The organism is Belliella marina (assembly GCF_042682445.1).
GTDB lineage: Bacteria > Bacteroidota > Bacteroidia > Cytophagales > Cyclobacteriaceae > Belliella > Belliella marina.
Genome location: NZ_JBHUHR010000003.1, coordinates 74,286 through 94,181, shown reverse-complemented (window position 1 = coordinate 94,181; position 19,896 = coordinate 74,286). Strand labels below are relative to the sequence as shown.

The window sequence follows — 19,896 nt, the reverse complement described above, 5'->3', positions numbered from 1 at the left end:
CGTTCCTAAGATTTTCAATTTTGTACCATTACAATAAACCGAATGTAAAACCATCCCATAGAGTCTTTTCAAACGATTTCCTGAAAAATATCCCAAAAAATAAACTTTCAATATTGTTCCATACTTTCAAATCTATTCTACTTTACTCCAAAAGCTTCTCCCTAAATTCACTTGGAGTCAGATCATATGTATTTTTGAATACAGTTGAAAAATAAGCTGCGGTTTTAAATCCAGTCTGGAATGCAATCTCAGCGATGCTATGTTCTTTATTTCCCAACAAAAATTTTGCTTTCTTAAGCCTTACCTTATTGATGTAGTCATTGACTGAATAGCCCAAGGCTGATTTCACTTTTCTATACAGCTGCCCCCTAGAGAGTCCCAACTCCATGCAAATATCATTTACTCCAAAATCGGGATTGGATAGATGCTTTTCAATAACGGAATTAAAGGAATTGATAAATTTCTTATCCGATTTTTCTGGTTTACCATCCACGGCTTTGTTTTCGCTGACAGGCAAAGCATGAAGAAAATGCTGTTCGATTTTAGACCTGTTGAGCAAAATCGCATTGATTCTCTCCAAAAGCACAGTCATACTGAATGGCTTGGTCATATAATCTTCCACCCCGGACTTGATCCCTTCCAACAAGTCTTCCTGGGAACTTTTTGCCGAAATCACTATCACAGGAATGGAAGCCGTCCTTGGATCTTTTTTTAATCTGGAAATCAAGTCAAGCCCATTTTCATTTTTGATCATCAAGTCGCAAGTAATGAGGTCAGGAACCATATCGGTAGCTTTGGAAAAGGCAGTTTCCACATCTTGTGCTTCCAAGATTTGGTACCTTCCAGAAAGACCTTTTCGCAAATATTCACGGATGTCGGCATCATCCTCGATCACAAGGATGGTCTTTTCGGACTGGGGAGTCTCCTTGGAACTGTTTTTCTCCAAAAATTCAGACACATAACTCTCATGATCCAGGATCAAGCCCCTATAGTCAGTTGCCAAGAATTCATCTTTTCCAAAATGGGCATTTCCCATCTTCATCCTGATCTCAAAAACAGTACTCTCCCCCAACCTACTCCTCACATTGATCTGTCCGTGTTGGGCTTCCACCAATTCCTTCGCCAAAGCCAAGCCCAGTCCCGTACCTACTTTTCGGATACCCGAATTCCCTTGATAAAACCTGTCAAATACATGAAGGATTTCTTCCTGGTCCATTCCTTCTCCATTGTCTTCCACTTGGATGACAACTTCATGCTTGAGGATATCCTGAAAGATCCTGATGTAAATAAAGCCCTTGGAAGGTGTAAATTTGAAGGAGTTGGATAGAAGGTTAAAAACAACCTTATCCATCATCACAGGGTCAAACCACAGCTTCAGGCCAGGCTCCTCGCACAACAATTTGAATCTGATGTGATTGGTATTGGCTGTTTTGGTAAATACGGACATGATTTCTTCAAAAAAAGGCACCAAAGCCAACTCAGAAACTTTCACCCCCATATGTCCATGGTCAATCTTTCTAAAATCCATCAATTGATTCACCAAACGCAAAAGTCTGTAAGTGTTTTTTCTGATCAATAAAAGGTCATCCTTATATTGGGGAATATCCTTGGAATTCAACATTTCCTCAACCGGTCCCTGGATCAAAGTAAGGGGGGTTCGGAATTCATGGGAGACGTTTGTAAAAAATTCCAGTTTATGCTGTGTCGCCTGTTCTGCTTTTTGGGAATACTCGATGATTTGCTCTTGTTGGCTGAGGATTTCACCATTCTTTTTCTTCAACTCCTCATTGATCACTTGCTTATCTTTCAGTGACTTGAAAACATACACCAAGGATCCAATTGCCACAAAAAGCGTAATCCCAAACACAATCAAAAGACCTCTTTGACTCTGGTAAATCTCTATTTGGGAAGCGATCATTTCTGTTTGCCTGGAAATATTAGCCTGCTGATTGATGATGCGATCAGTCTGTTGCTTCATGATCCTGACATTGGAAAAATCCACAGCTGCAGTTTGCAGGAGGTTTTCTTTTTCATAATTTTCATTGGACAATATCCTCCAGGCGGTCTCTATCGCTTTGTCTCCACCTGTAGGATAGAAAAAAGTTGCATCCAAAATCCCATCACTCACTGCTTGGAGTCCTGCCCTGGGGCCTGGAAGCGCATCTATCCCAATGATTTTGACATTTTCAATGCCAAATTCCTTGCATAATTCACCTGCCGAGATCGCCATGACGTCATTGTGGCAAAATATCAAATCAAAGGAGGCATCCCTGTTATCTGTCAAGAACTTCCTGAACCTTTCCTTAGCTACTTCCCTTTCCCATTCGCCCTCAATCTGATATTTGAACTCGAAATCTGTCCCCTCCAATGCCTGCTGAAGACCTTGATGCCTGTCTTTTGCCGGTGAACTTCCCCGAAGCCCCCAAATTTCCAGAATATCAGAATACCCGGGATACGTGTTTTTGATGTATTGCCCCACGGTCTGCCCAATTTCATAATTATCCCCACCGATGTAAGCAGAGTATTGGTTGGAGTTTATCTTTCTGTCGATGACTATCACAGGAATCCCGGATCGAAACACTTCCTCCACAATCCCGGTAATAGGCTCGGATTCATTGGGTGAAACGATCAATAAATCCACACCCATTTTCTGAAACTCCCTGATGTTTTCTATCTGGGTTTCACTATTGCCTTTGGCATCTTTGATTTCAAGTTGGAGCGTTGGATAAAAAGAAAGCTCCCTGTACATCTCTTCATGCATGGCCTGCCTCCAAGCATCATTGCTCACACACTGGGAAAAACCAATCACAAACTTTTTCTCTTCTTTGGGTTCACAAGCTATCAAAAGGAACAATAATAGAATATATGTAAGTGTTGATCTGAAAACTGAGGTCATTCTGGCAATATTAGGATGCATATTTAAAGATAGAAAAGTTTTTCCCAATTCAAGAACATGAGTTTTCAGCCCACTATAAAATTGATTACTTTAGCCTATATAACTTATCTGAAACATGTCTTACCTTTCTAAAATCTCCTCACCTACCCTATTGATCGACGAATCAATTTGCAGAAACAATCTGGAAAGGATGTCAAGAAAAGCCCAGAAACACGGAATGAAACTTATCCCGCATTTCAAAACCGGGCAATCCAAGGAGATTGGAAAATGGGCAAGAGAATATGGGATCAAAGAAATTACTGTTTCATCCATCAAAATGGCAAATTACTTTTCAGGTGACAGTTGGGACAATATCCATATCGCATTTCCTTTCAATCCTTTGGAGGCCAATACGCTTGATCAATTGGCAAGCAAAACCAGAATTTCCGTGCAATTGGTAAATGCCGAGGTAACTGAAATTCTTTGCAATTCACTCAAAAATGAAGTTGGTTTTTTTATTGAAATCGATGCAGGTTATGGACGAACAGGTGTGGAAGTGAGTGATTTTGGAACAATAGAAGCAATTCTCAGAAAGGCGAAGGAAAGCAGCACATTGGTTTTCAAAGGATTCTATATTCATGCTGGACATACTTACTATGAAAAAGACATTCCAAAAATATACGAAGAGACACGCTTAGCCTTGAATATGCTCAAAAACAAATACAGGACAGAGTACCCAAATTTGGTAACACGATTGGGAGATACACCCGGCTGCTCTACAATGGATGACTTTGGCGATATCGACGAAATGGGACCAGGGAATTTTGTGTTTTATGATTTGACTCAGGAAAGAATCGGAAGCTGTCAAAAAAAGGACATAGCCGTGGCATTGGCAGCACCGGTGGTGGATATCAATAAAGAGAAGAAAACCATATTAGTCCACGCAGGAGGCGTTCATTTATCCAAGGATGTATTGAATGAGCCAGATGGAAGCAGGAATTTTGGGGAAATTGTGCTTTTGAATGATCAAGGATGGATATTTCTATCTGAACATTCCTATGTCAAAAGCATTTCGCAAGAGCATGGCATCATCCAAGCTTCTGATGAATTGATTGAAAAAACAAAGGTAGGAGACCTATTGGGAATCCTACCTGTGCATAGCTGTATGACAGCTGATTGTATGAAATCTTACCTCAGTTTAGATGGGCAGTGGGTTGACCATGCTGAGGGGAATTGAATTTAATTGATAAAGTAGACTATCCCAAGCTTAAATACGGTACTATTTCTTCCAAAAGCCTGAAACCTAACCTCGGGATTAATTCCCAATTCATCGGAAATTTTAATCATTCCTCCAGCACCGAGGTTCATCGAATTATAGTCAAATCTTCCTTGGGGATTAAATTCAAAGACCCTTCTATAAAACCCATAGCCTGCGGTCACATACCATTGTTTTTCCTTTTCTGTCAAATAATACCTTGCGTTGATATCAAAGCCTCTTGCATTTCCTGTAGCTGGCACGAAAAAAGTGAATGATGGAACTACTGAAAAATAATTCAAAGGAAAATATTCACCGGTGAAATTCAACCCGAAGAAGGGTTTATCATAAGCCATTTCATAAGCGTGAATGGCCCTATATTGATTCTTATACTGCGCCGAAGCTGATTGAATTACCAAGAACAATATTGTTACAACTAAGAAACTTCTCATTATCTATTTTAATTAAAATGCAAAATCTCGGGTAAGTGGTTTTCTTTTTCCCCTAAAATCAAAAGTGTACATGACATTGAGCCTGATAATATGTCGATTTCTATAAGTCGCAGGCATGGCTGTTGGACCATAAGTCCACATATGCCCCCCAAAAAACATGTAGTTATTGTAGGTATAACCTATAGCTGTATATATCCTGTTCTCTTCAAAAATATTCCAAACTTCTTTCCCTGTTTCGAAGAAAAACTCATTGGATGGAGCAATGAAAAATGTTTTGTTTTCCATCCTTGGCTTATTCAAAGGCACATATGCAGTGATCTTGTACCTCCAACGATCTGTATAATTAAACTCTGAACCTACGTTGTTACTCCTTTTGAACCTATGCTCAAAACGGAACTGGTGGAGTACTTTCACTGGCCCAACAGACTGGGTCAACAACCACTGATGCCAAAACCTCGGCTCCAAAACAGAATCTACATACTCAGGATTCCCTCTTTCCGGGGCAAAATTCCAAACCAATGTAGGACCAAAAGTCACTTCAAAATAATCGGTAAACATATAAGTCATACCAAACCTATTGTACAGTTGACTCATTCTTCCTACGAAATCGTGTCTATTGTCAGCGCTAGATCTTCTCCTGTAATGATTCTCTTGGTACCACCACCATTTATCTGAGAATCTAAGCTTGAGATACAAACCATTCCAATTCTCAGTAGTGGCAGGCAAGCCGATTTTTTCATCTGGGATAACTACATTCTGACTATTTGCAACATTTATACTTAAAAACAAGAGAATAAATACTACACTTAATTTTATTGACTTACTCAACATACTCGTCTGCATAATCATTTTCATAAACCTAAATCAGATTCAATTTTATCAATTGAAGATCTTCTGTTGAGCCTTCTTTCCAAACTTCTTGTATCCTCATTTCTCAGATCAGACATTTTCCTGATCAATGATTCTATTTTCTTAGTCCAATTTTTGATTTCAGCATAATTTGTTTCCTCAATGATGCTTTTTGTATAAAATTCAAAAAGCTTCTCGGCACTTTCAAACAACCTTTCTTTGAATCGTTGATTATATCTTTCATTGAAGAATGGGTTAAAAACCTCTTCCATGTAATATTCATCAAGAATTTCCCAATTTCCGGAGATATTTGTGAGTGTTTCATATTGGGTTTCCAATTCCTCTGTCAAATCCAACAACCTATCTGCCTCCTCTTTCTTGGTTGAATACTTTTCCGCTTGGGCATATCTTTCATTGATTCTTCCAAACTGTCCTTCCAAAATATTCTTCTTGATATTAGATATCATCGACCTTGACAAAGCGTCAAGCTCTGCGGTATCAGAATACAAAGTATCCAATCCTTCTTTCTTAGTCTGGATATCTTCTTCCAACACAATCAAATCCGAGTCCTCTTTGATCCTATTCAACTGCTTATCTGCATACTTTTTGACCGTCATGGTCTTTGCCTTCGTCTGGTTCAGATAATCTTCAAGGGCAACAAAAAACTCCTTCCCAAAATCCTTCACATTATACTCCAACTCCAACACCTTATCTTCATCCTGAAAGGAATATTTGATTTCATCTTTGTCCGTAATAAAATCCATCCCCTCGCTCACCATCTGCCCCAAATCATAGTACTGAATTTCTTTTGACCTAAGCTTTTCTATCAATTCTTTGGATTTACTGAGTTTTTCAAACTGAAATTCAAAAAAGGCAAATGCCGAAGATAAGGAATCGGACCTTTGTCTATTAAGCTTTAAAACATTCATTTCTTTGTAATCCTCGTTGATCTTTAGGATTTCATCAAATTTCCCTGGGATATCCTCCACAAGCTTCTGCTGAGCCCTACTCAGTTCAAATACAAACTTCTTGGTATGTATGGGATATTCTATCAAAGAATCGTCTTGGTTGACAAATTTTTGGTCGTAACGCAAGATTTTGACCAAAAAATCAGAAATAAAATTATTCCCAGCCTTTTGGGCCTGATATTGTTTAGAATTGGATAAAAAACCATCATTGAAGAGTATCCCAAAGCTTTGGTCAGCTATCCTGTAGCCTTCGTTATCCCCAGAATTGATTTTCTTCAACCGTGCAATCGTTTCGAAAAACACAACTTCATCTATAATCTCATCATCATTCAAGTCTCTTTTGACCAGGCCCAGTAAGAACCCATTTTCATAATTCCTTACTTCGCTAATTAGTTTGTCTGCATCCTGATAAACCAAAGTCCACTCTCCATGCATCACACCTTTATCATTGAGTTCTCCTCGGATGAAGTGTGTGTAGTTCCCAACAAATGATTTAAACTGAAATTTCCCTTGGATATCCCCATTGTTGAACAAAAACTCTTCTGCTTGTGCCTTTTTTTTCAGGCTTCCTCCCGAAAACTCATTTTCTTCAAAAACCCACCTCCCATTTGGTATTCCGTTGACATAGTTCGCCTTAAGCTTGATTTGGCTACTTGTCAGATCTGAAATTATCTTGAAATCAATCACATCCTTCAATTCAACCTGATGGTTTTCATCCAAATACTCCCACTGGCCTGATTTTTTGTCCCCTTCATAATAACCTTGGATGACCGTCTTCAAAAATCTCGTTTTGTCTTCAGAATCTTTTTCACTTCTCATAAACGAAAATTCCCCCTGCTTCAAAACCGCCCCTTCCTGGCCTTCTACCAACTGAAAAGTAGCTTCTCCTGTAATATTGTTGTATTTATACTCTCCTTTGTATTCATTTTGGGCTATAAGCTGTTTCGGAAAAACCAGCAGTAAAACAAATGATATATAAATTAATCCTTGAAAATTTCTCATATTTAGAATTTAACAAATTGATAATGTTATTGTTTTCTTCCCCTATTTCAAAATGTAAAAGTCCAAAAATTACGCCGAAATGGCAAAAAATATGACCTTTGTTTGGTTTTCTGCAAATAGACGGTAAAATTCACATCCCAAATCAATAAAATATTATTCCGTAAAATCATGGAAACATCAAATATTATTACTTAACCAAAGCCCTTTTGAACCAAATAATTTCCTCTTTTTATAATTGATTGCATACACAAAAAAAGAGGGTTTCCCCTCCTTTTTATTTATACCCTAGAGTCTTCATCATGCTCTCACTGGTCTGCTCTGGAGCAAAGAGCCAGTGTTTCACACTTCCATCTGTATCCCGATCGATGATCACATGCTTTGGTGCTGGGATTAGGCAATGTTGAATCCCTCCATATCCTCCAAGAGATTCTTGATACGCCCCTGTATGGAAAAACCCTATATATTGCTTTTTGCCATTGTCAGGTTTTGGAAGGTAGATGTTGAATTGGTGCGCTTCCGAATTGTAATAATCCATGCTGTCACAAGTCAATCCACCGAGGTTGATATTATGGTATTCTTCGTCCCAGTTGTTCACTGCCAACATGATGTATTTCTGGTTCAAGCCCCAGCTATCTGGAAGTTGGGTGATAAAACTCCCATCGATCATATACCAAAGTTCCTTGTCATTTTGGAGCTTTTCGTCTAGAATAGAATACAAGACTGCACCACTTTCCCCTACTGTATAGCTGCCGAATTCCGTGAAAATATTAGGTTCTACAGTATTGTTTTTGGCACACATCCATTTGATGTTTTTGATGATCTGCTCAGCCATGTACTGATAGTCATAATCAAAAAACACATTCGTTTTGATAGGCCAACCACCACCAATATCCATGGTGTCAAGGCTTGGAGCGATTTTCTTCAAATCCACATATTTTTGGATGAAGCGGGTCAATTCCGACCAATAATAGGCTGTATCCCTGATTCCCGAATTGATGAAAAAGTGAAGCATCTTCAAAGAAACATTTGGATTATCTTTGATTTTATCTTCATAAAGGCTCAGGATATCATTGTACCTCACCCCCAGTCTGGAAGTGTAAAACCCAAATTTTGGCTCTTCATCTGCAGCAATTCTAATTCCTACCTGAAAAGGGACTTTGACATGCTCCAAGTAATAATCTATCTCCGTCAAGTTATCAAGTACCGGTACGCAATTTACAAAGCCGTCATTCAACAATTCTGTGATATACTGCTTGTAAAGGTCCCTTTTGAAACCATTGCAAACTATATATGTCTCCTTGGTAATCTTGCCTTCTTTGTACAGACTCCTCACCAATGGAATATCAAAAGTCGAGGATGTCTCGATATGGATGTCGTTTTTCAATGCTTCATTCAAAACAAAGCTGAAATGTGATGATTTTGTACAATAACAATATGTGTATTTCCCTTTGTAGTCGTGGGTCTCTATTGCGTTCCCAAAGTAGGTTTTTGCATTTTGGATGTTCTCCGAAATCTTGGGCAAGTAAGTCAACTTCAAAGGAGTGCCGTAAGTCTCTATGATTTCCATCAGATTGACACCATTGAAATGCAACTCGTTGTTTTCCACTTTAAATTCCCTGGTTGGGAAGTCAAAAGTCTGTTGGATTAAATCAATGTATTTGTTCATCGCAGAATTTCAGATTTCGTCGGTTTTAAGGAATACAAAATTTGCTTATATTCTTGGGAATTCATAATGAAAAAGGGGAAAATCCTTTTGGACTTTCCCCTTAATTATTTTTACCGAGTATATTTTAGTCTACTATGCGAAGAGTTTTTGCAATAACAGACTTTCCTCAGCTTTGATTTTTCTTTGGTTTTCGATGATTTGATTCAATATACTTTTGAATCTGATCTCATCCTGAATGCTCTGAATAAATTTGTTCAGGTATGCCTTGACTTCGATCTCGTTACTTGCATAATATTTCAAAGTAAAAGTCTCTCTTTCTGACACATACTCCAATATCACACCTTCAGGCTTACCCAAGCTTGCCAATCCCCTGAACAACCCTTTTAGGGAAGCAAATGATTCGTTGATTTGAAAATAGACTGCATGAAAAGTCTTTTTCACTTCTGGGAAATTCGGAAAGCCAAAGCTTGTCGTGTCTACTACATCCACCATCTCACACATCGCAAGTATATCCATTGCTCCCAATTCCTGTGATTGGGAAATTGAATTTCTGCTGATGTTTTGAAAAGCAAATGCATTGGCATTGTTGTTTTCAGAAGAGATAGTTGCTGTAACTGACATAGTATTGAATTTAAGTATTTCACAGTATCATTTGTAGCTTTTGCTGTAATGACTCTTCAAAAGTAATTGATGGATTTCTAATTTCCTAATAACCCTATAATTTTTATAGGGTATTAATCGAAAAAATTTCTTTTACGCTCTTTTTCAGCACTATAACTGAGACAATTCTACGATTGATTTATTCAAAACACCGACCATTTCAGCCCTAAGTTGAAAAAAAAGTTTCCTTATTCTGCAAGTTTCTTCATCAGTACATTCCCCACAGGATTCATAAAATTTTTCGGAAACACATGGGATCAAAGCCACCGGGCCATCGATTATTCTCATAAGCTGGGTGACTGTGATTTCATTTGGATCCTTAGCCAATGAATACCCTCCTACCGGTCCTCTCATACTCTTTACCACCTGATGGGTACGCAAATCCCTCAGGATATTTTCCAAAAATTTGTAGGGAATATTTTCTTGTTCTGATATGGCTTTCGCAGAAATGGGGGTTTGCTCCTTATTTTCATAAAGAAACAAGATTGTCATAATTGCGTATTTGGCTCTTTTGGATAACATTTACAAACTAATTTATCGAGCCAAAGTACAAAAAAGAATACGAATTCCCGCAAATTTCCGGTAAGTAAATCAACTGGGCAAGTTTGGTGGGTAAAAGTAGGCAATCACAAGAAGAAATTGTAGAACAAACTTTTCCAAAGTTCAAAACTTTGGAAAAGTTATATCAAGACCCCATCAGACTTCCTGAAAATCCCCGAAATTAAAAAATCGTTAAATAGAATGTTCTAATACTTAAGAAAACAATCAGAACACCAACAATAAACATCAGTATTTTAGGATTCATTTTTTTACATATAATAGCAGCAAATGGCGAAGCTACCACCCCACCTATAATCAAGCCTAAAACAGGCGCAAGACTAAGTTCTTTGATAAAGAACAAAAAGGTAGTTGCACTTGCCAAAGAAACAAAAATCTCCACGAAATTGCCCGTTCCAATGGCAAATCTTGGCACTTGGCCTTTGCCCAAAAGTGTAGAGTTCACAATAGGGCCCCATCCCCCACCCCCTATGGCATCTGCAAATCCACCGACACCAGCCAGGTATGAAATACTTCTTTCTTTTGGATTAAATGCCTTTTTCTTGCCCTTGAATACTTTTGACAAAATAACCAACCCCATGATCAATAGGTAAATCGAAACTACCGGTTTGATCACATTACTGTCTATATTGGAAAGGAAAAATGCTCCTATCGCAGCACCCAGTACACCAGGAAGTATTAATCTTTTGGCAAGATCCCATTTGACATTGCCGAGCTTCCAATGGGAAAACCCTGAAGCCAAGCTGGTAAATACTTGGGCAAAATGAACCCATGCACTTGCCACAGCCGGCGGAATCCCGATGCCAAGAAGAATGGAATTGGAAGTAACGCCATAGGCCATCCCCAATGCACCATCAATGGTCTGGGCTACAAAACCAACCAGCAAAAACCAAAGGAACATCTCCCAATCCAAATCCTGTACTGTTAAAATACCGGAAAATGATTTGTAGCTAATCAACAGGATAAGCAAAAAACTTATACCAAAAAACACTCCCCAAAATGGTTCTTGTTTGATTTTCAAAATAACTCTATTCATCACTTTTGTTCAATTATGGGCGCAATCTAATAAGGAAATCATGTATAAACAATAAACCCTATATGTTTTATAGGAATTGTTGCATAACAAAACTATTGAATTGAATATTTTAAGGTGACACCATAGGTTCTTGGATCTCCCAACACCCCTGCATAATGACCAATATTGCCCGCACCGGGCAGTAGTTGTTCAAAATAATTTTTGTCGAAAATATTTCTGCTCCAGATAAAGACCGAAAAACCTTCTGCTGTCCTAAAGCCAGCCCTGACATTGACCAATTCATATCCATCTACATTAAGGTATTGGGAGGGAGAAGGACTGGATGAGAATTCAGATCTGAAGAACCCTTCAAATGCGATAAATGATTTCCCTTCTTTGGAAATAAATTTTGAATCTTTTGTGAGCTCAGCTCCTACTGAACCAGCCCATTTGGATATTCCTGGCAATCTACCTCCTGAGATATCCTTGAAACTTTCACCACCAACTTCTTCCAAGGGTACTGGTGCATTTTCAAACTTCACATATTTTCCATCTGTGTAAGCTACAGAGCCAAAGAGCTTGAAATTCCTAGATACGGAGATCGATCCATCCAGTTCAGCTCCAGCAACTCTCACCAATTCGGCATTTGCCAAATACCCCCTATTGACACTCAAATCTGGGGTTTGCACCAGTGTTTGGAAATTTTTTATGTCTGATCTGTGAAAAATCAGGTTTAAGGTGGATCTTTTGGTCGGATTGGTCTTTATGCCCAATTCATAATGGGAGACATCTTCCGGCTCGATCCTCGCAAGGTCAAGAATCGTGACGCCATTTTCCCTAGGCAATCCACCCAAGTTAATCCCTACAGGCTTGAAACTCTTGGAGTAAGTGGTAAATGTGTTGATCCATGAATTTGCAGCGTATGCCAAAGTCAATTGTCCTGAGAAATTTGATTCACTTACCTCCGCTTCGAATTCTTGGGCGTTGTAAACAGAATTCTTCAGTGCCAATAATTGTGGATCATCTGTCTGCAAACCTCCATAGACTTGTCTGTCAAATTCAACCTTCTTTTCATCATAGTTGAACCGAATGCCTGGCAATACGCTGAATTTATCTGTGACTTTCCAGTCCAACTGACCAAAAACAGCACCACTAAAACTCACCAAGCTATTTCTTGTCTTTGTACCATATCCTTCCAGCAAGCCAGGGGTTTGCCACAATTCACTCGTTGAGCTCTGCACAAACCTCCACTGATCTCTTCCCGATTCTTCTGTATGTGTATCATTTGATCTCAGGTTTTGGGCAAGCCCATAGACTCCGATCACACCACTAAGTTTTGAGGAAAAATCTCCTGCATACCTTATTTCCTGTGACCACTGATCATGTTTGGACGGTGCCTGAGACAATGACAATGCTTGCAACCCAGTGAAATCCCTGTCATTGGAAGGATCCCAATTCCAATATCTCCAAGCGGAGGTAGCTGTCAAAGTACCTGGTCCAACTTTGTAATCTACATTCGCAGAAACCCCACCAAGGTCATTTCCCGATCTCCATGGGGTATCATGATCTATGATTCTATCAAATGGATTTTGGGTAGGAAGGGAGTAGTTTAGGTCTGCTATGATTTGATTAAATTGCCTAAATGGCTGCCTTCTTGTCTCTACGACTCCAGCGACCACCTGTGCAAACCCATCTGGTCTTTGTCTAGTGGCATCAGCTGCTACCAATATTTCCAAGTTATCGTTTGGCAAAAAAAGCAATTGTCCGCGAAGTCCTAGGTTGTTGATTGTATTTACATGTTTTTGGGTGGTCACATTGTAAAGTGTACCATCCCTATGACTTCCTGAAAATGACAACCTGCCTGCAATCTTTTCTGAAAGAGGTCCTGTTATTGAACTCTTCGATTGGATAAAACCCAAATTTCCAAAACTGGTTTCAAAGTTCACTTTTGGCTGAAAGCTTGGTCTTCTTGTAGTAATATTAAATGCACCAGAAGTTGTGTTTTTGCCAAAAAGTGTCCCCTGCGGCCCTCGCAGCACTTCTATCTGCTCAATATCAATAAAATCAAGTGTAGTCACCGCAGGTCTTGCATAATACACCCCATCTACATAAAAGCCCACTCCTGGATCTATCCCATCATTGGTCAGGCCAAAAGTAGAACCAAGCCCCCTGATATTCAAGGTAGTGTTTCGGGGATTGGATGAATAAAGCTGAACACTGGGAACAAGTTCTTTGAGTCTGTTCACATTGAATGCACCGGCTTCTTCCACCAGAGCACCAGAAACCACCGAGATAGGTATTGGCACTTTCTGAATCTCTTCTGCCCGCCTACGTGCTGTAATCACTACTTCGGCTAGGACATTTTCATCTTCCAACACAATCATCAGAGGTGGAGCAGATAGCTGATCGATCCTTTGGGATTTTGATTCAAAGCCAACAAAACTAAACTCCAGTGTAAATGGAGGCTGTATGTCCGTGGAAATCCTGAAATTACCGTTTTCATCTGTTAGGGCAAAATCATTTGACCCTTTGATGACCACTGTGGCCCCAATCACTGACAAGCCATCAGAATCAAGGACTGTCCCGGAGATAATTCCTTGGCCCAATCCAATCCTGGAAATCCCCAGAAATAATAGAAATGAAATGTAGCGTGCTTTCATAAATTAAGTTTTTAATAGGTTTGGTTAAATTTACACTATTCAGATTATTCACACTTATATAGTATGATTTATATTATCAGGATTTCAATTGTTAATCCGAAATGCAAATGTAAAAACAAAATCACAAAAACCTATATATCCTACCGTTTTTATAGGATATTTATTTTAATCCCTGGCTTCTTTTATGGACCTTTTACTTAAGGGCTTTTGGTGTACGTCTGGTAAACACAAAAGACCGTATGCTTTACAATTACTTTTTCGACCTTATTTTGCTCTTCTATATTTGGATTGTTCTTTTTTGGAAAACGTCTTCTACCTCCCTGAAATCCTAAATTGCCATTCTTTTTGAAGTAAAGAAAAATTCAACAATTTAAAACACAGTAAAAAAAAGACACCTCCCTTACTTCTATTATCTAAAGCTAAACTAGCACCAAAATCAAATTTGGCATGCTCTACAATTTGTGGATATTCTCTACACAATGCAGAATCAAACTACACTTTTGTTTGTGAAAACCATAAAAAACCATGTTTTAACCTCGATTTTTCGTTTGGAACAATTCTAGCCCAAAACATTTTCCAACACCTATTTTACTACCGATGAAAAAAGACACTCTACTTATTATTTTGACTTTTCTGGCACTGATACCAATTTCCACCAATCAGTTAGTAGCTCAAGGAACCACCAGTTCAGGTATGACAGGTCTAATTTTAGATGCTGAACAAGAACCACTGCCTGGTGCTACCATCCAGGCAGTCCACAAGCCTTCTGGCACGAACTACACCATGGTCACCCAGCCAAACGGAAGATATACCATTCCCGGCATGCGAACCGGAGGACCTTATGAAGTGACAATTTCATTTATAGGTTTCGAACCCAAAGTATACAACAACATCACACTGAGACTTGGACAGCGCTATGTCCTAAACGTAACAATGGACGATGAAGGGATAGAAATGGATGCTGTGGAAATAGCATCATTCAAAGATCCACTGTTGAATGACGAAAAAACAGGCGCTTCCACTACCATCAACAGGGAAGCTATCACGACTATGCCTACATTGAGCAGAAGTGTGCAGGACTTCACAAGGCTGACACCTCAATCTTCCGGTGAATCATTTGCTGGACAAGATCCAAAGGCTATCAATTTCTCCCTGGATGGAAGTGTATTCAACAACTCTTTTGGGCTATCCGGATCTATCCCTGGAGCACCTACGGGATCTACACCTATTTCCTTGGAGGCAATTGAGGAAATCCAAGTCAACATCGCGCCATACGATGTGACCCAAGGTGGATTTACGGGAGCAGCAATCAATGCAATCACAAGGTCTGGTGACAATGAAATGCGAGGCTCAGCCTTTATCAACAACAGAAACCAAAGGATGGTCGGCACCAATGCCAGAGGTTCTGATGTAGTTACAGAAGATTTCAGTGTGCAACAATATGGCTTTAGACTCGGAGGACCAATTATCAAAAACAAACTGTTCTTCTTCGTCAGTGCCGAATCGGAAAGAAGAAGTGACCCAAACTCACCCTTCGTAGCTGCGGCACCAGGCAGGACTGGCGCCAATGTCACCCGAGTACAGAAATCAGACATGGATGAACTAAGGGGATTCTTAAACGACAACTTTGGATATGATCCAGGAGAATATGAAGATTACAATCTACCAACCAAATCAGATAAATTTTTGATCAAATTGGATTACAACATCAATGAAAACCATAAATTAAGTGCAAGATTCAATACTTTGATCTCCTCCAAAGAAAGACCTGTGGCCAGAACATCCTTAGGGTTTGGAGGCAGAAACCAAAACTTGTTCTCACTTAGTTATCAAAACTCTAACTATTTACTCCTTGACGATATCTACTCTGGCATAGTAGAGCTCCAATCTAATTTCGGGAGTAAATTCTCCAATGAACTTCGCTTTGGATTGACTTCAAACAGGAGTTCAAGGACTTGGGGAGGTGGAAATTTCCCTATGGTAGATATTCTTGAAGCTGGTAGAAATTACATTTCATTTGGTACAGAATTGTTATCCCAAAACAGGGGCTTGGATTCCGACACCTGGCAAATCCAAAACAACTTCACCGCCTATCTTGGCAACCACACGATTACAGCAGGTTTAAACTTTGAATATTTTGATTTCCGATACACATTTACACCGACATTTTTCGGACATTATGTTTACAATTCCCTAGATGATTTTTACCGAGATGCAGCTGGTGAAGAAGTAGAGTTGAGAAGATTCCAACGTCAATATTCTGCGCTTCCCGGCGGAGGTATCCCAACAGCCAATACGCAAGCATACATTGCAAGTGCATATATCCAAGACGAGATAAATGTAACTAACAATCTAAAAGTAACTGCAGGATTAAGGCTTGATGTTCCATTTTATGGACAGACTGCCGAAAGGAATGTTGCCGCTGAGAGCCTGAATTTCCAAAAGCCAAATGGCGAACCTGTAACTATCAGAACAGACAAGCTTCCCGAACCACAATATATGTGGAGTCCAAGACTTGGCTTCAACTGGGATATCCTTGGAGATCGGAGCTTTCAAGTACGCGGAGGGACAGGCTTGTTTTCAGGAAGACCTATCTACATCAACATTTCCAATATGGTCAATACCAATGGAATTTTACAAGGACAAATTAGAGAGGATAATACCACCAACTTTCCTTTCAATCCGGATGTAAATGCTTACATCCCTTCCAATGGGGGTGCTCCTGACACCTATGATCTAGCCTATATAGACCAAGGGTTCAGGAATCCTCAGGTTTGGAGGTCAAATATTGGAATCGATAAGGATTTGTTTGGAGGATTGGTTGCTACTTTCGAGGCAATCTATACCCAACAAGTGAGTGATCTCCTATTCTATGACTCAAACTTGCGCCCATCGACCAGAAATTTGGCCGGACCTGATGATAGACCACTTTACGGATTTGGTGATGAAGAAAACAGGTTGAACCAAAACATCACAAATGCAGTGGTATTGGACAATACTGACCAGGGGTACTCTTATAGTTTGACATTCCAATTACAGAAAAACTTCAGCAGCGGACTCCACGCGATGGCAGCATACAACTATGCTGTAGCAAAAAACATGGTGGATGGAAATACACAGCACTACCTTTCTTATGAAAATATCGCATCAGTCCGAGGTGGCAACTATCCTGAATTAGGCTTCTCTTTAGATGACCAAAGACATCGATTGATAAGTTCTGTTGGGTATAGAAAAGAATATGCTAAAAACCTCGCCACCTCTGTTTCATTGTTCTATGAACTCCGAAATCAAGGTGTGGAATCTTATGTCTACAACACAGATATCAATGGAGATCAGATCGTCGGAAACGATCTACTGTTTGTGCCTACAACTACGCAACTAAATGAGATGCAATTCGAGCCACTGACCGTGAATGGGACAACATACAGTGCTGCAGATCAAAGGGCTGCATTCAACCAATTCATCGAACAAGATGCCCACTTAAGCACCAGAAGGGGAATGTATGCTTTGAGAAATGGTGTTCAATTTCCAGTTGTCGGAAGACTTGACCTTTCTTTTATGCAGGAATTTTTCCTCAACATCGGCGGAAAAAGGAATACGCTCCAAGTGAGGGCTGACATATTCAACTTCACAAATATGATCAACAATAAATGGGGTGTGGGTCAAATCATTACAAACGAGTCTCCTATTGGCATTGTAAATATTGATCCGACAACCAATGTCCCAACCTATCAAATGAACCCATCCAATGGGAGTCTAGTATCTGATAGCTTCACCAGAACTGCCAATATTGGTGACGTATGGCAAATGCAGCTAGGCTTAAGGTATATTTTCAATTAAAACAAAAATTTAAAATAGGGCTGCCTGAAATACATTCAAAAAAACGGTTGATAAGTTTATTGAGATGGCAGCCCTGATTTTTTAGCCGTTCATTATTAGATGGTTTTTATTTTTGGGAAAATAGTTTAGTTTTGATAAACTTATGCCTTCCCTAAAAATGCCAAGTAAATTCCCATTCCAATTTTTCGCTTTGCTTTCATTGATTTGGATCATCCCAATCGAAGCCATTTCGCAACAAAACTTCAAATTTGGCAAGTATGAAAAGCATGAAATTGAACTCCTCGCATGTGAATTTGAACCAAATGCTGAAGAGGTAATACTATTCCACTTGGGAAACAGTCATTTCGTCAATGGACAAATCAACACCAATTTTCATCTCAGAAAAAAAATACTGACGCCCAACAGCAAGGATTTGGCCAATATATCTATCAGATATTATCATGGCAAAGATGGGGTTGAAAGTGTCAAAAACATCAAAGCACAATTAGTCAACTTTGAAAACGGCACTGAAACGGTGCATAAGCTTGGCAAAAACGAGATTTTTGAAGTGGATTTACCCAATGGATATAAAGAATTCAGGCTGGCATTTCCCCAAGTCAAAGCCGGATCCATTATAGAATATTCGTACGACAAGATTGACAAGTATATTACTTTTATAGATGGATGGACTTTTCAGAACACAGCTCCTACATTGATTTCAAGATACACCATTGGGATTCCCGAAAGCATGGGATACAACATGCTCCGACAAGGTCAAAAAACTATCCAAACAGAATATACAGTGACTGGCAATGGAGGTTATTCATGGGAATTGACAAATCTTCATTCCATCCAAGAAGAACCATTTATCAATAACTACATAGATTACTTGGAGAGGTTGGAATTTCAACTTTCAAATTACTTAGGCAGATCCAACTCTGGATATGGCCCTTCAAGTCTGGAAACCGTGAATGTCTTGAATACTTGGGAAAAGGCGGGCAATGACATTCTTGATGCCTCAAACTATTACAGCTACCTCAAAACAAAAAAGGGAAAGGAGATTATCCAAGGTGAAATATTTGAAGGAAACAGTGATTTCGAGACAAGCAAAAACATCTACAAGTATGTCTCGGAAAATTTCACCACCACAAAAAAGAACGGGATCATCCCCAGTCAAACCCAAAAAGAGCTTATCAATGCCAAGTCAGGAACAAAAGCCGATATCAATCTGATCATGATGTCACTGTTACATTCCAAAGGCATAGAAGCAAACCCTGTCCTCATCAGCAGCAAAGGAAATGGCAGAAGCAAACTGGTTGAGTATCCATTTATAAGCCAATTCAACCAATTGATCATACAGGCAATTATTGATGGGCAGCCAATTTACCTGGATGCTTCCAGTTACGGACTTCCCATGGGATACCTGGATATCGACAATCATGTCAACCAAGGTTTCCTGTTAAAGGAAAAAGACAGTAAGGTGATAGATATTCTGCATAACCATAAATCAGGGATTTCCCAATCTGTGCATATCTCTTTTGACAACAATCAGGTCAACTACAACAACAGTCTAAGGTTTGTCGACTATGAAATGATCCTTTTCAAAAAAAAGGATTTGGATGATGAAGAGTCTATAAAAAACCATTTTTTGAAAGACAATTCTGACAACATACAGAATTTTTCCATAATAGAAAATGCAGAAAGTTGCAGGTTGGATTTTAAATTTGACTATGTAAAACCGCTTCAGCTAGGAGCAGACATTATTTACCTTGCACCATTTCAATATGTCAAATTTAGCTCCAACCCATTCAAACAGGAGTACAGGGTATTTCCTGTAGATTTCAAACATACCTTCTCGGATCGGTATAGCGTAAGGCTTACCATACCAGAAGGTTATCAGATAGAACAGCTTCCGGAAAATCTGGCTGTGACTATGTCTGAAAATGAAATTACCTTCCTAAGCAATTCTTCCATGATAGGTAGTGAAGTCATCATCAATATAGTTTTTGATATGAAAAAGCCTATCATCTTGGCAAACAAATACCAAGAGTTGCAGACTATCCTTGATCTTATCATAAAAAAAGTCACGGAGCCCATTGTTTTGAAAAAGAGTTGAT

12 protein-coding genes are annotated in these 19,896 nt (G+C 39.2%); 3 read left to right on the top strand and 9 right to left on the bottom strand.

Annotated features, from left to right (window positions below; genetic code table 11):
* Positions 1–142: 142 nt before the first annotated feature.
* Positions 143–2,917, bottom strand: coding sequence for a hybrid sensor histidine kinase/response regulator transcription factor (locus tag ACFSKL_RS01890; RefSeq protein WP_376882979.1), 2,775 nt, complete (start codon positions 2,915–2,917; stop codon positions 143–145).
* 94 nt (positions 2,918–3,011) lie between these two features.
* Between ACFSKL_RS01890 and ACFSKL_RS01885 the strand changes: the two genes are divergently transcribed.
* Positions 3,012–4,112, top strand: coding sequence for an alanine racemase (locus tag ACFSKL_RS01885; RefSeq protein ID WP_376882977.1), 1,101 nt, complete (start codon positions 3,012–3,014; stop codon positions 4,110–4,112).
* 2 nt (positions 4,113–4,114) lie between these two features.
* Here ACFSKL_RS01885 and ACFSKL_RS01880 read toward each other — a convergent pair whose 3' ends face one another.
* From ACFSKL_RS01880 to ACFSKL_RS01845, 8 genes are all read right to left on the bottom strand, one after another.
* Positions 4,115–4,582, bottom strand: a complete 468-nt coding sequence (locus ACFSKL_RS01880) for a hypothetical protein (protein ID WP_376882975.1) — start codon at positions 4,580–4,582, stop codon at positions 4,115–4,117.
* 12 nt (positions 4,583–4,594) lie between these two features.
* Entirely contained in the window at positions 4,595–5,437 is an 843-nt protein-coding gene (locus tag ACFSKL_RS01875; protein WP_376882973.1) for a DUF2490 domain-containing protein, read from the bottom strand.
* The gene (locus ACFSKL_RS01870; RefSeq protein ID WP_376882971.1) at positions 5,434–7,401 is read right to left on the bottom strand and encodes a hypothetical protein; all 1,968 of its coding nucleotides are present in this window, start codon (positions 7,399–7,401) and stop codon (positions 5,434–5,436) included. Before ACFSKL_RS01870 ends, ACFSKL_RS01875 begins: the two co-directional genes overlap by 4 nt.
* A 274-nt stretch (positions 7,402–7,675) precedes the next feature.
* Positions 7,676–9,067 (bottom strand): arginine decarboxylase, encoded by a 1,392-nt coding sequence (locus ACFSKL_RS01865; protein WP_376882969.1) that lies wholly within the window; start codon positions 9,065–9,067, stop codon positions 7,676–7,678.
* A 132-nt stretch (positions 9,068–9,199) separates the two neighbouring features.
* Positions 9,200–9,688 carry a hypothetical protein gene (locus ACFSKL_RS01860; protein ID WP_376882967.1) on the bottom strand — a complete coding sequence of 163 codons (489 nt, stop codon included), beginning with the start codon at positions 9,686–9,688 and terminating at the stop codon, positions 9,200–9,202.
* A gap of 150 nt (positions 9,689–9,838) precedes the next feature.
* A complete protein-coding gene (locus ACFSKL_RS01855; protein ID WP_376882965.1) occupies positions 9,839–10,249 on the bottom strand; it encodes an RrF2 family transcriptional regulator in 411 nt (136 codons plus the stop codon).
* Positions 10,250–10,448: 199 nt separating this feature from the next.
* Positions 10,449–11,321, bottom strand: a complete 873-nt coding sequence (locus ACFSKL_RS01850) for a sulfite exporter TauE/SafE family protein (RefSeq protein ID WP_376882963.1) — start codon at positions 11,319–11,321, stop codon at positions 10,449–10,451.
* Positions 11,322–11,413: 92 nt separating this feature from the next.
* Complete coding sequence (locus tag ACFSKL_RS01845) at positions 11,414–13,960, bottom strand: TonB-dependent receptor (RefSeq protein ID WP_376882961.1); 2,547 nt, start codon at positions 13,958–13,960, stop codon at positions 11,414–11,416.
* Between the two features lie 597 nt (positions 13,961–14,557).
* Between ACFSKL_RS01845 and ACFSKL_RS01840 the strand changes: the two genes are divergently transcribed.
* Together ACFSKL_RS01840 and ACFSKL_RS01835 are read left to right on the top strand one after the other, a co-directional pair.
* Positions 14,558–17,800, top strand: a complete 3,243-nt coding sequence (locus tag ACFSKL_RS01840) for a TonB-dependent receptor (RefSeq protein WP_376882958.1) — start codon at positions 14,558–14,560, stop codon at positions 17,798–17,800.
* Between the two features lie 157 nt (positions 17,801–17,957).
* A complete protein-coding gene (locus ACFSKL_RS01835) occupies positions 17,958–19,895 on the top strand; it encodes a DUF3857 domain-containing protein (RefSeq protein ID WP_376882956.1) in 1,938 nt (645 codons plus the stop codon).
* Position 19,896 lies beyond the last annotated feature (1 nt).

Excerpts from the sequence above, each read along its gene's own strand:
- ACFSKL_RS01885 (WP_376882977.1), top strand. The coding sequence starts at position 3,012 with ATGTCTTACCTTTCTAAAATCTCCTCACCTACCCTATTGATCGACGAA.
- ACFSKL_RS01890 (WP_376882979.1), bottom strand. The coding sequence starts at position 2,917 with ATGCATCCTAATATTGCCAGAATGACCTCAGTTTTCAGATCAACACTT.
- ACFSKL_RS01845 (WP_376882961.1), bottom strand. The coding sequence starts at position 13,960 with ATGAAAGCACGCTACATTTCATTTCTATTATTTCTGGGGATTTCCAGG.
- ACFSKL_RS01850 (WP_376882963.1), bottom strand. The coding sequence starts at position 11,321 with ATGAATAGAGTTATTTTGAAAATCAAACAAGAACCATTTTGGGGAGTG.
- ACFSKL_RS01875 (WP_376882973.1), bottom strand. The coding sequence starts at position 5,437 with ATGAAAATGATTATGCAGACGAGTATGTTGAGTAAGTCAATAAAATTA.
- ACFSKL_RS01840 (WP_376882958.1), top strand. The coding sequence starts at position 14,558 with ATGAAAAAAGACACTCTACTTATTATTTTGACTTTTCTGGCACTGATA.
- ACFSKL_RS01880 (WP_376882975.1), bottom strand. The coding sequence starts at position 4,582 with ATGAGAAGTTTCTTAGTTGTAACAATATTGTTCTTGGTAATTCAATCA.
- ACFSKL_RS01865 (WP_376882969.1), bottom strand. The coding sequence starts at position 9,067 with ATGAACAAATACATTGATTTAATCCAACAGACTTTTGACTTCCCAACC.
- ACFSKL_RS01855 (WP_376882965.1), bottom strand. The coding sequence starts at position 10,249 with ATGTTATCCAAAAGAGCCAAATACGCAATTATGACAATCTTGTTTCTT.
- ACFSKL_RS01860 (WP_376882967.1), bottom strand. The coding sequence starts at position 9,688 with ATGTCAGTTACAGCAACTATCTCTTCTGAAAACAACAATGCCAATGCA.
- ACFSKL_RS01835 (WP_376882956.1), top strand. The coding sequence starts at position 17,958 with ATGCCAAGTAAATTCCCATTCCAATTTTTCGCTTTGCTTTCATTGATT.
- ACFSKL_RS01870 (WP_376882971.1), bottom strand. The coding sequence starts at position 7,401 with ATGAGAAATTTTCAAGGATTAATTTATATATCATTTGTTTTACTGCTG.